General features: G+C 66.4%; 14 protein-coding genes and 1 tRNA gene. 6 read left to right on the top strand and 9 right to left on the bottom strand.

The genetic code is table 11. The annotated features are described in order from the left end of the window. The first annotated feature begins 163 nt into the window (after window positions 1-163). Window positions 164-2,737 (top strand): type I DNA topoisomerase, encoded by a 2,574-nt coding sequence (gene topA / locus LZ586_RS14710; RefSeq protein ID WP_235077026.1) that lies wholly within the window; start codon window positions 164-166, stop codon window positions 2,735-2,737. Between the two features lie 139 nt (window positions 2,738-2,876). Here topA and LZ586_RS14715 read toward each other — a convergent pair whose 3' ends face one another. Both LZ586_RS14715 and panC read right to left on the bottom strand, forming a co-directional pair. Beyond that, a complete protein-coding gene (locus tag LZ586_RS14715; RefSeq protein ID WP_235077027.1) occupies window positions 2,877-3,173 on the bottom strand; it encodes a hypothetical protein in 297 nt (98 codons plus the stop codon). A 71-nt stretch (window positions 3,174-3,244) separates the two neighbouring features. Further along, complete coding sequence (gene panC / locus LZ586_RS14720; protein WP_235077028.1) at window positions 3,245-4,093, bottom strand: pantoate--beta-alanine ligase; 849 nt, start codon at window positions 4,091-4,093, stop codon at window positions 3,245-3,247. A 79-nt stretch (window positions 4,094-4,172) separates the two neighbouring features. On the opposite strand from panC, the gene LZ586_RS14725 reads away from it, so the two are divergent. The 4 genes from LZ586_RS14725 (at window position 4,173) to LZ586_RS14740 (ending at window position 7,634) form a co-directional block, all read left to right on the top strand. Further along, window positions 4,173-4,967, top strand: coding sequence for a division plane positioning ATPase MipZ (locus LZ586_RS14725; protein ID WP_235077029.1), 795 nt, complete (start codon window positions 4,173-4,175; stop codon window positions 4,965-4,967). Next, window positions 4,967-5,281, top strand: coding sequence for a J domain-containing protein (locus tag LZ586_RS14730; RefSeq protein WP_235077030.1), 315 nt, complete (start codon window positions 4,967-4,969; stop codon window positions 5,279-5,281). The genes LZ586_RS14725 and LZ586_RS14730 overlap by 1 nt, the downstream gene beginning before the upstream one ends. Window positions 5,282-5,388: 107 nt before the next feature. Continuing rightward, entirely contained in the window at window positions 5,389-6,792 is a 1,404-nt protein-coding gene (pgmG, locus tag LZ586_RS14735; RefSeq protein WP_235077031.1) for a phosphoglucomutase/phosphomannomutase PgmG, read from the top strand. A gap of 77 nt (window positions 6,793-6,869) precedes the next feature. Beyond that, window positions 6,870-7,634 carry an exonuclease domain-containing protein gene (locus LZ586_RS14740; protein WP_235077032.1) on the top strand — a complete coding sequence of 255 codons (765 nt, stop codon included), beginning with the start codon at window positions 6,870-6,872 and terminating at the stop codon, window positions 7,632-7,634. 57 nt (window positions 7,635-7,691) lie between these two features. Here LZ586_RS14740 and LZ586_RS14745 read toward each other — a convergent pair whose 3' ends face one another. From LZ586_RS14745 to LZ586_RS14770, 6 genes are read right to left on the bottom strand one after another with little or no spacing between them, the layout of a single operon-like run. Beyond that, a complete protein-coding gene (locus LZ586_RS14745) occupies window positions 7,692-8,177 on the bottom strand; it encodes a DUF1440 domain-containing protein (protein ID WP_235077033.1) in 486 nt (161 codons plus the stop codon). A 59-nt stretch (window positions 8,178-8,236) separates the two neighbouring features. Further along, window positions 8,237-9,109, bottom strand: a complete 873-nt coding sequence (locus tag LZ586_RS14750; protein WP_235077034.1) for a TraB/GumN family protein — start codon at window positions 9,107-9,109, stop codon at window positions 8,237-8,239. A 36-nt stretch (window positions 9,110-9,145) separates the two neighbouring features. Beyond that, window positions 9,146-10,381, bottom strand: coding sequence for an NAD(P)/FAD-dependent oxidoreductase (locus LZ586_RS14755; protein ID WP_235077035.1), 1,236 nt, complete (start codon window positions 10,379-10,381; stop codon window positions 9,146-9,148). Continuing rightward, window positions 10,378-11,205, bottom strand: coding sequence for an S-formylglutathione hydrolase (gene fghA, locus LZ586_RS14760; RefSeq protein ID WP_235077036.1), 828 nt, complete (start codon window positions 11,203-11,205; stop codon window positions 10,378-10,380). The genes LZ586_RS14755 and fghA overlap by 4 nt, the downstream gene beginning before the upstream one ends. A gap of 10 nt (window positions 11,206-11,215) precedes the next feature. After that, complete coding sequence (locus LZ586_RS14765; RefSeq protein WP_235077037.1) at window positions 11,216-11,572, bottom strand: cupin domain-containing protein; 357 nt, start codon at window positions 11,570-11,572, stop codon at window positions 11,216-11,218. Between the two features lie 17 nt (window positions 11,573-11,589). Next, on the bottom strand, window positions 11,590-12,702 hold the full coding sequence (locus tag LZ586_RS14770) for an S-(hydroxymethyl)glutathione dehydrogenase/class III alcohol dehydrogenase (protein ID WP_235077038.1): 1,113 nt from the start codon (window positions 12,700-12,702) through the stop codon (window positions 11,590-11,592). Window positions 12,703-12,862: 160 nt separating this feature from the next. Here LZ586_RS14770 and LZ586_RS14775 point away from each other — a divergent pair, with 160 nt between their 5' ends. Continuing rightward, entirely contained in the window at window positions 12,863-13,471 is a 609-nt protein-coding gene (locus LZ586_RS14775) for a hypothetical protein (RefSeq protein ID WP_235077039.1), read from the top strand. Window positions 13,472-13,528: 57 nt separating this feature from the next. Here the strand turns inward: LZ586_RS14775 and LZ586_RS14780 are convergent. Further along, window positions 13,529-13,603: transfer RNA gene (locus tag LZ586_RS14780), tRNA-Thr, on the bottom strand. Between the last annotated feature and the right edge of the window lie 26 nt (window positions 13,604-13,629).

The following is a 13,629-nucleotide window of genomic DNA, read 5'->3' on the forward strand; positions in this document are numbered from 1 at the left end:
GGCAGGAGAACGAAGCGAATCCCGTGCCGTTCCCGATGCTTGGCCGAAATCTCGTCCCCGCGGCTGGCCTTCGCGGCGCCTGCGGCTTAGTGGCGCGGCTTGACGGCTGCCCCGTCGGCTCCCCACTCTCGTACGCGTACACGTAAGGACTTCCGAGAACTTCATGCAGCTTGTCATCGTCGAATCGCCCGCCAAGGCGAAAACCATCGAGAAGTATCTCGGCAAGGATTACCGCGTCCTGGCCTCTTATGGTCACGTCCGCGACCTGCCGCCGCGCGACGGATCGGTGAACCCGGATGAAGGGTTCGCGATGGAGTGGGAAACCTATGCCGACAAGTCCAAGCAGCTCAAGGCGATCGCCGACGAGGCCAAGAAGGCTGACCGACTGATCCTGGCGACTGACCCTGATCGCGAGGGTGAGGCGATCAGCTGGCACGTTCAGGAAGTGCTGCGGCTCAAAAAGGCGCTCCCCAAGGAGGTCGAGCGCGTCACGTTCAACGCGATCACCAAGCCGGCGATCCTGGCGGCGATGAAGGCGCCGCGCGAGCTCGATACCGACCTGATCGACGCGTACCGCGCGCGCCGGGCGCTCGACTATCTGGTGGGCTTTACGCTGTCGCCGGTGCTGTGGCGCAAGCTGCCCGGCGCCAAGTCGGCGGGGCGCGTCCAGTCGGTGGCGCTGCGCATCATCGTCGACCGCGAACGCGAGATCGAAAGCTTCAAGCCCCAGGAATATTGGTCGGTGATCGCCGAGCTGGAACAGGATGGCACTCCGTTCCAGGCGCGCATGGTCAAGTTCAAGGGCGACAAGCTCGACCGCCTCTCGATCGGCGACGAAGGCACTGCGCTTGCCGCCAAGAAGGCAGTCGAGGAGGGCCGCTTCACCGTCGTGTCGGTCGAGACCAAGCCCGCCACGCGCAATCCGCCGCCGCCCTTCACCACGTCCACGCTTCAGCAGGAGGCGGCGCGCAAGCTCGGCTTCTCGGCGAGCCACACCATGCGCATCGCCCAGGGCCTGTATGAGGACGGCGCGATCACCTACATGCGTACCGACGGCGTCCAGATGGACGGCGGTGCCATCCAGGAGGCGCGCAAGGCGGTCGTCACCCGCTATGACGGCAGCTACGTGCCGGACAAGCCGCGCCAGTACCAGACCAAGGCGAAGAACGCCCAGGAAGCGCACGAGGCGATCCGCCCGACCGACTTTTCCAAGGACCGGGCCGGTTCGGGCGATCATGGTCGATTGTACGACCTGATCTGGAAGCGTGCGCTCGCCAGCCAGATGGCTTCGGCGCGCATGGAACGCACCACCATCGAATTGCAGGACGGCAGCGGCCAGCACGCGTTGCGCGCTACCGGTCAGGTCGTGCTCTTCCCCGGCTATCTCGCGCTGTACGAGGAAGGGCGCGACGATGAAGGCGATGAGGATAGCCGCCGCCTGCCGCGGATGAGCGAAGGCGCCGCGCCTGCCAAGAAGGCAGTCAATGCCGAGCAGCACTTCACCCAGCCGCTGCCGCGCTTCTCCGAAGCCTCGCTGGTCAAGCGCCTCGAAGAGCTCGGCATCGGTCGCCCGTCGACCTATGCTTCGATCATCCAGGTGCTGAAGGACCGCGCCTATGTGCGTGTCGAGAAGAACCGCTTTTTCGCTGAGGAATCGGGCCGGCTGCTGACGGCGTTCCTCGAGCGCTTCTTCGAAAAGTACGTTTCCTACGACTTCACCGCGGAGCTTGAGGAAGAGCTGGACGACGTGTCGGGTGGCCGTGCGCTGTGGCAGGCGGTGCTCGAGGCGTTCTGGAAGGATTTCAAGCCGCGCACCAGCGAAGTGATGGAGCAGCAGCCCTCGGCGATCACCGCCGAGCTCGACCAGTTCCTGGCGCCGTATCTGTTCCCGCAAAAGGCGGACGGATCCGACCCGCGGCTGTGCCCCAATTGCGGCAATGGCCAGCTGGCGTTGCGCGGCGGGCGGTTCGGCGCGTTCATCGCCTGCTCGAACTACCCCGAGTGCAAGTTCACGCGCCGTTTTGCCCAGCCGGGCGGCGAGGGCGAGGAGACGGGGCCGGAAGTGCTCGGCACGGATCCCGACACGGGCTTGCAGGTCGAGCGCAAGTCGGGACGGTTCGGGCCCTACATCCAGCTGGGCGAGGGCAAGGAAGCGCCCAAGGCGTCGATCCCCAAGGACATCGATCTCGACCTCGAATGGGCGCTCAAGCTGTTGAAGCTTCCGCGCCAGATCGGCAACCACCCCGAGACCGGTGAGCCGATCACGGCGTCGATCGGCCGCTATGGGCCCTATCTCGCCCACGCCGGGAAATATGCCCGGCTACAGACCACCGCTGACGTGTTCGAGACGGGCATGAACGCGGCGGTGGTGAAGCTGGCCGAAGCGGCGGCCGGCGGCGGACGCCCGGCGCGCGGCGCGGCGCGCGAACCGCTCAAGGTGCTGGGCAAGCATCCGCGCAGCGAGGCAGAGATCAAGCTGATGGAAGGCCGCTACGGCGCCTATGTCACCGATGGCGAGACCAACGCGACGCTGCCCAAGTCGATCGACAAGGATCAGTTGACGCTGGAGGAGGCCGCGCAGCTGATCGACGCGCGCGCGGCGGCGGCTCCGGCTAAGGGCAAGAAGAAGCCGGCGGCGAAGAAGAAGGCGCCGGCGAAAAAGGCACCCGCCAAGGCGGCAGCCAAAAAGCCTGCGGCAAAGAAGGCAGCGCCAAAGAAGGCGGACGCTGGGGAGTAACCACTATCCTGTTCCCCGGCGAAGGTCGGGGGCCAGGCTCGACTCACTCCACGAGCGGAGACCACCCTCGCTGACCGCGGTGCGACTGGGTCCCGGCCTTCGCCGGGGAACCGAGTGCCCGCTCAACTGAATGGGAGCCTCAGGCGGCCCGCAGCTGCAGCCCGCGCAGCCACGCCCGTGCCGCCTTTTGCGCGTCGTTGATCTCGCGCGCGGTCATGTCCTCGGCGATTTCGGCGCGGCACATCTGTGCTTCGCTGCTGCCCGACACCGCGGCGATGTTGAACCATTTATGCGCTTCGGTCAGGTCCACGTCGACGCCATCGGCGCCGCTCGAATATACCATTCCCAGGTCGTAGCACGCTGATGCGTCGCCCTTGGCCGCGTCGCGCAGCCGGCTTTCGATCAGGAAACGTGCGCTCTTCAGGCTGTTGCCCATGCCGTCACCTCAAAATCTGATCCCTCTGATCCTGGTTTTGACGGCGAAGTCGGAAGAAATGGTTAACGAGGTTAACCGTGTTCGTTCGTAGTGACGGGGATGTTGTCGATCAGCCGCGTGCCGCCGATCCGGGCCGCGCCGAGCAGCCGCATCGGCCGGCCGGAGACCGGATCGCCCAGGGTCTCGGCATCCGCCAGGGTGACATAGTCGACCTCGAACCCGGCGGCGCCCAGCGTTTCGCGCGCCTGCGCCAGCGCCGCCTCGGGATCGTCACCCTTGGCAATGGCACGCTCGGCGAAGCCCAGCGCGCGAGGCAGGGCGACGGCGCGCGCACGCTCTTCGGGGATCAGATAGGCGTTGCGCGAGGAGAGGGCGAGGCCGTCATCGTCGCGATAGGTCGGCACGCCCTGGATCTCCACAGGCAGATCGAGATCGGCGACCATGCGGCGGATCACCTGAAGCTGCTGCCAATCCTTTTCGCCGAACAGCGCGACATCGGGCTGCACCTGGTTGAACAGCTTGGTGACCACGGTCGCCACGCCGTCGAAGTGACCCGGCCGCGCCGCCCCGTCCAGCACTTCGCTCACGCCGGCGACCGACACCGTCGTCTCGAAGCGGTCCGGATACATCACCTCGACCGGAGGCAGCCACAACAGGTCGACGCCGGTGGTGGAGAGCATCCGCGAATCGGCCAGCTCCTTGCGCGGATATTTCGCCAGATCCTCGCTGGGGCCGAACTGCTTGGGATTGACGAAGATCGACACCACCACGCGAGTGGCCGCGCGCTTTGCCGCTTCCACCAGCGCCATATGTCCGTCATGCAGCGCACCCATGGTGGGAACCAGCGCCACCCGCTCCCCGGCTGCGCGAAAGGCGGCGAGGGCCTCCCGAAGGACCGGAAGCTGACGGACGGTTTGCACGACTTGGCTCTTTCGATAAAGCAGGAGCGCGGCCTTCTATGGGCAGGAGGCGGCGCGATCAACAAAGGAAGTCTTCTCGGTGACCGAGACAGCTAAGCGCTTGCATGTTCTCGTTTTTGCGAATGAGAAGGGTGGTACGGGCAAATCCACCACTGCCGTGCACGCCGCCATCGCCCTGGCGTTCAAGGGCGCGCGGGTGGCGTGTTTCGACCTGGATCACCGCCAGCGCACGATGGGGCGCTATCTGGACAACCGCCATGCGACGATGAAGCGCACCGGCCGCGCGCTGCCCGTTCCGACATACGAGACCCATGACGGCGAGAGCATGGACTTCTTTGCCGAGACGCTGGACCGGTTGGGTCAGGACGCCGATTTCCTGGTGATCGACACGCCCGGCCGTGACGACAAGTTCGCGCGTATCGCCGTCACCAATGCCGACACGCTGGTGACGCCGATGAACGACAGCTTCGTCGATTTCGACTTGATCGGGCATGTCGACCCGGAGACGTTCCGGGTGCAGCGGCCCAGCTTCTACTCCGAGCTGATCTGGGAATCGCGCAAGCGTCGTGCGGGCGCTAATGGCGAGACCATCGACTGGGTCGTGCTGCGCAACCGCATGCAGCACATCGAGGCGCGCAACATGCGTCGTGTTTCCGATGCGATCGATCAGCTTTCCAAGCGCGTGGGTTTCCGGGTGATCTCGGGCTTGTCGGAGCGCGTGATCTATCGCGAGCTGTTCCCCCAGGGGCTGACCATGCTCGATGCGGGTGAATTCGGATCGATGGGCCTCAGCCATGTCGCCGCGCGCCAGGAACTGCGCGAGATGATGGCGGGACTGGCGCTGCCGGAGCCCGCTCTGCCGGCGGTCGCCTGATGGCCAAGCTGATCCTCGCCCTGCTGGTGATCTACGGATTCTACCTGCTGTGGCGGGGACCGCGGCGCTATACCGCCGGGAGGCCGATTCATCGGCCCGCGCCCAAGCGTAGCGAGCGCCCCAAGTTGCCGGTGGCAGTGTCGCTCGACCGTGCCGAGGCGCGTGCGATCCTGGGCGTGGGGGAGGGCGACGGACCCGCGGAGATCAAGGCGGCGCACCGGCGGCTGGTATCGGCGGTCCACCCCGATCGCGGCGGATCGGCGGAACTGACTCGGCGCGTGAACGCCGCGCGCGACCTGTTGCTGCGATCCTGAAGCGCAGCCGGCGTCGTTCGCCGCGAAATCCCGACCTGTTACGCTTCCGAAATTGAAACTTCTGCCCGTTTCGCGGATTGGGCCAGCATCATCTTCCGGGAGGCACCATGACGCATCGTTTCGACCCCACTTCGCTGCGCGAGTACGACATCCGCGGGATCGTGGGGCAGACGCTTGGGCCCGACGATGCGCGCGCGATCGGCCGCAGCTTCGCCACGCTGCTGCGCCGCGCGGGCGGTCACCGCGTCGCGGTGGGCCGCGACGGCCGCCTATCCTCGCCCGAGTTTGAGGCGGCGCTGGTCGAGGGACTGACCGCATCGGGCTGCGACGTGGTGCGGATCGGCATGGGGCCGACGCCGATGCTCTATTATGCCGAAGCGACGCTGGAGGTCGATGGCGGCATCCAGATCACCGGCAGCCACAATCCGGGCAATTACAACGGCTTCAAGATGGTGTTCCAGCACCGCCCGTTCTTCGGCGAGGACATCCAGGGGCTTGGCCGCCTGTCGGCCGAAGGCGACTGGGAAACGGTCGAGGCGGGGGAGGAAGGCACCGTCACCGACTATGACATCGAGGACGACTATGTCGGCCGCCTGCTCGCCGGTTATGCCGGTGGCAGCTACCGCATCGGCTGGGACGCCGGCAACGGTGCCGCCGGCCCGGTGATCGAGAAGCTGGTCGCCCAGCTTCCCGGCGAGCATTTCACCATCTTCACCGATGTCGACGGCAACTTCCCCAACCACCATCCCGACCCGACCGAGGAAAAGAACCTCGCCGACCTCAAGGCGCTGGTCGCCGAAAAGGGCCTCGACTTCGGCCTGGCGTTCGATGGCGACGGCGACCGCATCGGCGCGATCGACGGGCAGGGCCGGGTGATCTGGGGCGACCAGATCCTGTCGATCCTCGCCGAGCCGCTGCTCAAGGCCGAACCCGGCGCGACCGTGATCGCCGACGTGAAGGCCAGCCAGGCGCTGTACGATCGGATCGCCGAACTGGGCGGCAAGCCGGTGATGTGGAAGACCGGCCACAGCCTGATCAAGACCAAGATGAAGGAAACCCATGCGCCGCTCGCCGGCGAGATGAGCGGCCACATCTTCTTCGCCGACACCTTCTACAGCTATTACGGCTATGATGATGCGCAGTTCGCCGCGGTCCAGCTGATCCGCGCGGTGCACACGATCGGCAAGTCGATGAACCAGATTAAGGACGACATGCCGGCGATGATCAATACGCCGGAAATGCGCTTCCAGGTCGACGAGACGCGCAAGTTCGCGGTGATCGACGAAGTGCTGGAGCGGCTGGAGGCCGAAGGCGCGGATGTCGACCGCACCGACGGCGCCCGCGTCAACACCGTCGATGGCTGGTGGCTGCTGCGCGCGTCCAACACCCAGGACGTGCTCGTCGCCCGCGCCGAGGCGAAGAGCCAGGAGGGCCTGGACCGCCTGATGGCGATGATCGACGCCCAGCTCGCCGCCAGCGGTCTCCAGCGCGGCCCGCAAGCAGCGCACTGATCCGGCTTAGCCCCTCCCGTTGTGCGGGAGGGGCTTAAATGCTGGCAAAATCGGCGCCAAAGCCCCACATCCGCCGCATGGCTCCGCCACCTCCTCAGATCATTCGCGTCATCGACCTTGAAACCACCGGCCAGGCCCCGCCGACCCACGGGGTTTGTGAGATCGGCTGGCAGGACGTCGCGCTCGGCGCCGACGATCGCTGGGAATTGCAGGGCGAGGGGGGACATCGGCTCGTCAATCCGGGCCGCCAGATTCCGCCGCTCACCATGGCGGTCCATCATATCCGCAACGAGGATGTCGCCGACGCGCCGTTCTGGCACGATGTGGCCCGGCCGATCCTCGATCCCTGGCCGCGGCGCATCGCACTCGCGGCGCACCGCTCGGACTTCGAGGAGCAATATTGCACCGCGCCGCTCACCCGCGGTGCCGACTGGATCTGCACCTGGAAGTGCTCGATGCGGCTCTGGCCCGGCTCGCCTGGCTTCTCCAACCAGATGCTGCGCTATTGGCGGATGCCCGACGGCCTGGAGCATGCGCGCGGCCTGCCGGCGCACCGTGCCTTTCCCGACGCCTATGTCACGGCGCATCACTTGCGCGACATGCTCAACGAAGTCGGCGTCGAGCAACTGATCCAATGGTCCAAGGAACCCGGCCTGCTGCCGCGTGTCCGCTACGGACCGGATCGCGGCAAGGAATGGCATGAGATCGGCGAGGAATCGCTTGCCGGCTTCCTGACCGACCGCGACCCGGATGTCCGCCACACCGCCGAGCAGGAATATTTCCGCCGCACGGGCGGGGGGGCAGTGACGCGCCGCGTGACCAGGCAGCCGGAACTGTTCTGACGCGAGGTTGAAGGCAGTTCCCGGGCCTTCGCCGGGGAACGAAGAGCAAGCGGCGCTTCAGTTCCGGCCGGCGATCAGCGTCCGCACCGATTCCAGCACCCAGCCAAAGACCAGGTGCGACGCCGTGCCGTAGACATGGCTGACCAGCGACGTCTCGGTCGGCGGCGGTGCCAGGCCAGCCGCGGGCACCGCGCCTTCGTCGAGCAGCGCGGAGGTCGCGATGCCGTAGGCGGTGCCGAACCCCGCGCTGGCCTCCGGCTTATATTCGGCCAGCACGCCATAGATGCCTCCCAGCACGCCCCCGACCAGATAATGCACGGCCTGGCCGGCGCGCTCGCGATACGGGTCGGGCACCGGATCGCCGACGATCGCCTCGCTTGCCACATCGGCGGCCTGTACCGTTGCCGGATCCTCGCCGCCGCCGCCCTGGTCGGGCAGCAGCTTCTGCGCCTGTGCCTGGAATGCCGACATCGCCGCCGATGCGACCAATCCCGCGGCCACTCCGGCGGCCAATCCGACAAAAGGACGTGGTTGCTTCGCCATGCTACTGCTCCCGAGGGTGAAGAACCCGAACGCGGCGTCCGGCGTCGGGGTCCGTGTGATCAGTAGTTGACGCGCGCGGCGGTCAGCTTGCGCTTGGCGAGTTGCGCCTGGACGCTGTCGGCGCCGGCGAGATGTCCCGCACCCACCGCTACGAACACGGTACCGGGCTGTGCCATACGCGTCTGGATCCAGTCGGCCCAACGCATGTTGCGATCGGCCAGCAGCACCTTCGCAATCTCGGGCGTGTCGCGCAGTTCCTCGTTCATGGTCTTGCCCAGCGTGTCGGCGTCGCCCGCCGACCAGGATTTGATCATCGTGTCGAGCATGCTGCCGATCTTGCTGTAATCGTCGACCGTGGAGACCAGGAACTTGACCTGCAGCGGTTCCGGCAGCCCGTCGAAATAGCCGAGCTGCTGTTCGATCGTCTCCAGCCCTTGCACCGGCTTGTTGGCTGATTTCGCCGCGGCGGTAAGCACCTTGTCGGCGCCGCTATTGGGATCGTAGCCGAGCTTGGGCAATCCTGCCACGCCAAGCGTGATCGCGGCTACCCAGGGGTCGAGGCGATCGAATGCCGGAGCTGGAATGCCCACATCCGCCATTGCTTTGACATAGGCGTCGCGCTTGTCGGCGGGCAGCTTCTCGGTCAGCGTTGGCCCGGCGGGGTTCACCGCCATCTTCATGACCAGTTGCTGGATTGCCGCCTGATCGGGCTCGATCATCTCGACCACCAATTGGTCGCTCTTGTCGAACGCGGTCTTTACCGCTTCGTCGAACCAGCTAAGCCCCGGCTTGAGCACATGCACCGTGCCGAACAGGTACACGGTCGTGTCGTCGTCCTTCACGACCCACAGCGCCGGATCCGAGTCGGTGGTGGTTTGCGCATAGGCAGCCGGCGCGAACGTCAGCGCCAGCGCAGCAAGGAACTTCCGCATGATCTTTCCCCCAAAAACAGCGTTCGGGGAAAGCTATCAGCTTGCCGGAAGCGATGCGAGTTCCTTGAGCGGCCGCGACGCGTCGGCAAGCGCCGCGAGGTCGGGCGTGGCCCCGTCCACCACCAGCTTGCGCCCCTGAACATAGTCCTTGATCGAATTGACGCAGTCGAGTGCGATCACCCGCCCGTTGCGCAGATACACGACCGAAAAGCTGCGCGTCTCGGGATCGCCGCGCACCAGCGCGGTGTCGTGCCCGGCCGAGATGCCGACGGTCTGCAGCTTCAGCTCGTACTGGTTCGACCAGAACCAGGGCACGGCGTCATACTCCGCGTCGATCCCCAGGATCGTCTTGGCCGCAATGCTGGCCTGGTCGTTCGCGTTCTGCACCGATTCGAGCCGGATGACCGCTCCTTCGGCAAAGCGGTTGGCATGCAGCGCGCAGTCGCCCACCGCGAAGATGCCGGGCAGGGACGTGCGGCACTGGCCATCGATCAGCACGCCATTACCGCCCTGCGCCCCGGCTGCGAGCAGGGGCGCAACGGCGGGGACGATGCCGATGCCGACGATCACCATGTCCGCCGCCAGCACGTCGCCATCGGCCAGCCGCACGCCGGTCACCCGCTCGACACCCTCGATGCAATCCACCTGGGTGCCCAGCCGCAGGTCCACGCCGTGCGCGCGATGCTCGGCTTCGAAGAAGCGCGACAACGGCTCGCCCGCCACCCGCTCGAGCACCCGGTCCTGCGCCTCGACCAGCGTGACGTGCCGCCCCAGCTTGGTCAGCGCGGCCGCCGCCTCAAGGCCGATATAGCCGCCGCCGATCACCACCACCCGCGCCACATCGGGCAATTCGCCGAGCAGCCGGTCGACATCGCCGCGGTTGCGTACGGTATGCACGCCGATCAAGTCGCCGCCAGAGCAAGGCAGGCGCCGCGCATGGCCGCCCGCCGCCCAGATCAGACTGCCATAGCCGATCGTCTCGCCTGCCGCAGTGGACACGCTGCGTGCCACCGGATCGACCGCCACGGCGGTCTGCCCGAGCAGCATCGCCACGTTCCGCTCTTCCCAGAATGCCGGCTGGCGGATCAGCAGCCGCTCCCACGGCTTCTCGCCCGCCAGATACTCCTTGGACAGCGGCGGCCGCTCATAAGGCAGCTCGGGCTCCTCGCCGATCAGCGCCACCGTGCCGGTGAAGCCGTTCTGCCGCAGCGCGATCGCCGCCTGCGCGCCGCCATGCCCCGCGCCGACGATCAGCACGTCGTACCGGGTCATGCCCTCAGCCGCTCCGCATGCCAGGCGACATGCTCGGCCATGAAGGTCGAGATGCAGTGATAGCTATGATCATAGCCCGGCTGCCGCCGCAGGGTGAGCGGGATCCCCGCCGCCGCGCATGCCGCTTCCAGCAGCTCGGGACGCAGCTGCTCGGCCAGGAACGGGTCGGCGTCGCCCACGTCGACCAGCAGCTCGGCCACCCGCGCACCGCTGCCGATCAGTGCACAGGCGTCATACTGCGCCCAGGCCGTGCGGTCTGGCCCGAGGTAGCCGCCCAGCGCCTTCTCGCCCCAGGGTACCAGCGCGGGCGCGACGATCGGCGCGAAGGCCGACACGCTGCGGAACCGCTCGGGATTGCGCAACGCGACCGTCAGCGCGCCATGGCCGCCCATCGAATGGCCGGTGATCCCCTGGGCGCCCATGTCGGCCGGAAACTCGGCCGCGATCAGCGCCGGCAGTTCCTGCTCGATATAGGTCCGCATCCGGAAGTTCGCGGCCCAGGGCGCCTGCGTCGCATCGACATAAAAGCCTGCGCCCTGGCCGAAATCATAGGCATCGTCATCGGGCACGCCCTCACCGCGCGGGCTGGTGTCGGGCGCCACGAAGATCACGCCATGCTCGGCACAGGCCCGGCGATATTCGCCCTTGTCGGTGACGTTGGCGTGCGTGCAGGTCAGCCCCGAGAGGTACCACAGCACCGGCAGCGCCGCGCCGGGTGCGTGCGGGGGCACATAGACCGAAAAGGTCATGTCGGTGCCCGTCGCGCTGTGGCGGTACACGCCCTGCGTTCCGCCATGCGCCTTGTTGGTGCTGAGGGTTTCCATCACTGTTCCTTCAGGCCTGCACGGGCGCATGTTGCGGCGATCCTTCGCCGACATTGTGCGTGCCGCCCGGCTCGATGTTCAACATCTTCACTTCGCCATGCCGCGCCACCGGTCGATGCTCGACTCCGCGCGGCACCACGAACAGCTCTCCGGGCTCCAGCGTGACGGTGCGGTCGCGCAGTTCGATGTCGAGCGTGCCGTCCAGGACCAGGAAGAAGTCGTCGGTGTCGTCATGGGTGTGCCAGACGAACTCGCCTTCCACCTTCACGATCCGGATGTCGTCGCCATTGTAGCTCGCGACGATCCGCGGCGCCCAATGCTCGGAAAAGCGCTCGAACGCCGCGAGGAGGCTGATCTTGTCCTGCATGCCGGCTCCGCTTGGGCTCAATATACCACGACGCTGCGGATGCTTTCGCCGGCGTGCATCAGGTCGAAGCCCTTGTTGATCTCTTCCAGGCTCAGCACATGGGTGATCATCGGATCGATTTCGATCTTGCCGTTCATGTACCAGTCGACGATCTTGGGCACGTCGGTACGGCCCTTGGCGCCGCCGAACGCCGTGCCCCGCCAATTGCGCCCGGTCACCAGCTGGAACGGGCGGGTGCTGATTTCCTTGCCGGCCTCGGCCACGCCGATGATGATGCTGGTGCCCCAGCCGCGGTGGCACGCCTCCAGCGCGGTGCGCATCACTTCGGTGTTGCCGGTGCAGTCGAAGGTGAAGTCCGCCCCGCCATCGGTCAGCGCCAGGATTTCGGCGATCACCTCGTCGCGTGATTTGCCGCGGCCGTTGATGAAGTCGGTCATGCCGAAGCGACGGCCCCATTCCTCGCGGTCCGGATTGATGTCGACGCCGACGATCTTGCTCGCGCCGGCCATTTTGGCGCCCTGCAGCACGTTGAGGCCGATCCCGCCCAGCCCGAACACGACGATGTTGTCGCCCACCTGCACCTTGGCGGTGTTGACCACCGCGCCGACGCCGGTGGTGACGCCGCAACCGATATAGCAGCTGGTCTTGAACGGCGCGTCCTCGCGGATCTTCGCCACGGCGATCTCGGGCAGCACGGTGAAGTTCGAGAAGGTCGAGCAGCCCATATAATGATAGATGGGCTGGCCCTTGTAGCTGAAGCGGGTGGTGCCGTCGGGCATCAGCCCCTTGCCCTGGGTGGCGCGGATCGCAGTGCACAGGTTGGTCTTGCCGCTCAGGCACGACTTACACTGGCGGCATTCGGGGGTGTAGAGCGGGATGACATGGTCGCCCGGGCCGACGCTGGTCACGCCCGCGCCCACTTCGCGCACGATCCCGGCGCCTTCATGCCCCAGCACTGACGGGAACAGCCCTTCGGAATCCAGCCCGTCCAGCGTGTAGGCGTCGGTATGGCAGATGCCCGTCGCCATGATCTCGACCAGCACTTCGCCCGCCTTGGGGCCTTCCAGGTCGAGCTCGACGATCTCCAGGGGCTTTTTCGCTTCGAACGCGACGGCGGCGCGGGTCTTCATGGAAACGGTCCTCGGGACGAAAGGGAATGGTTCAGGCTAATCGGGGAAGGCGCGGCGGCATGCAAGGCACAAGCCTGCAACGATGCCCGCGGCTTGCTGCAATCCGGGCGGGCAAAGGCAACGCTTTCCAATCGCCTGCCGACCCGGCTAGCGTGGGGCCATGCCGCTGCTCTCGCTGACGCTCTACGCCCTATCGCTCGCCCTGCCGCTCCAGGAAGCCGATCCGGCGCAGATCGCCGAAGTCGATGCGATCAACTGCCGTCTTGATGTGCCCAGCTATATGGGTTTCGCGCTGGCGCTGGATGGCAAGGACGGCGTCGCCCGGAAGCGCGGCTGGAAGCAGGTCGGCTCCGAGGGGTTCCTCCGCGAATACCGGCTGCCCGCGCCGATCACCGTCGCAGGCCGTTCCACCCAGCGCATCGCCTTTTCCGGCGACGCGATCCTGGCGATCCTCGACGTGCCCGATCCGGCGGTGCTTGCCGGCCCCGAGCAGATCACCAACGATTTCGATATCGAGCCGATGATCGCCGAGATCGTCGCCTCGGGCAAGGCGACGCGCGCGCAGGTCGAAGCCGAATTCAAGTTCCGCAAATTCGTGGGCGAGCGGATCCTGAAGGAAGAAACCCAGCGGGCAGAGAATGGCGAATCTTTCGGCAGCCACACCGTGGTCGCGCGCACCATCGCCAATGCGACCACCCATCCGGGCAAGACCCTGTACGGGTGCGCCTATCGGATCGAGGTGCGGGACAAGGACGGCACGCCGCTGTGACGCCGCGATGTTCCGTACGGAACGCGGATCGTCACCATTTGATCTTCAGGAGAAAAATGGTGCTGCCGGTGAGGATTGAACTCACGACCTCAGCCTTACCAAGGATGCGCTCTACCACTGAGCTACGGCAGCACTCGCCGGCCTGACTGGCCGGGTGG

The sequence above is a fragment of the Sphingomonas sp. S2-65 genome (assembly GCF_021513175.1).
Classification (GTDB): Bacteria; Pseudomonadota; Alphaproteobacteria; order Sphingomonadales; family Sphingomonadaceae; genus Sphingomonas.

Bases quoted from the DNA above. Each gene is read 5' to 3' on its own strand.
- topA (WP_235077026.1), top strand. From the start codon at position 164: ATGCAGCTTGTCATCGTCGAATCGCCCGCCAAGGCGAAAACCATCGAG.
- LZ586_RS14715 (WP_235077027.1), bottom strand. From the start codon at position 3,173: ATGGGCAACAGCCTGAAGAGCGCACGTTTCCTGATCGAAAGCCGGCTG.
- LZ586_RS14730 (WP_235077030.1), top strand. From the start codon at position 4,967: ATGGCCAAGCTGATCCTCGCCCTGCTGGTGATCTACGGATTCTACCTG.
- pgmG (WP_235077031.1), top strand. From the start codon at position 5,389: ATGACGCATCGTTTCGACCCCACTTCGCTGCGCGAGTACGACATCCGC.
- LZ586_RS14740 (WP_235077032.1), top strand. From the start codon at position 6,870: ATGGCTCCGCCACCTCCTCAGATCATTCGCGTCATCGACCTTGAAACC.
- LZ586_RS14745 (WP_235077033.1), bottom strand. From the start codon at position 8,177: ATGGCGAAGCAACCACGTCCTTTTGTCGGATTGGCCGCCGGAGTGGCC.
- LZ586_RS14750 (WP_235077034.1), bottom strand. From the start codon at position 9,109: ATGCGGAAGTTCCTTGCTGCGCTGGCGCTGACGTTCGCGCCGGCTGCC.
- LZ586_RS14755 (WP_235077035.1), bottom strand. From the start codon at position 10,381: ATGACCCGGTACGACGTGCTGATCGTCGGCGCGGGGCATGGCGGCGCG.
- fghA (WP_235077036.1), bottom strand. From the start codon at position 11,205: ATGGAAACCCTCAGCACCAACAAGGCGCATGGCGGAACGCAGGGCGTG.
- LZ586_RS14765 (WP_235077037.1), bottom strand. From the start codon at position 11,572: ATGCAGGACAAGATCAGCCTCCTCGCGGCGTTCGAGCGCTTTTCCGAG.
- LZ586_RS14770 (WP_235077038.1), bottom strand. From the start codon at position 12,702: ATGAAGACCCGCGCCGCCGTCGCGTTCGAAGCGAAAAAGCCCCTGGAG.
- LZ586_RS14775 (WP_235077039.1), top strand. From the start codon at position 12,863: ATGCCGCTGCTCTCGCTGACGCTCTACGCCCTATCGCTCGCCCTGCCG.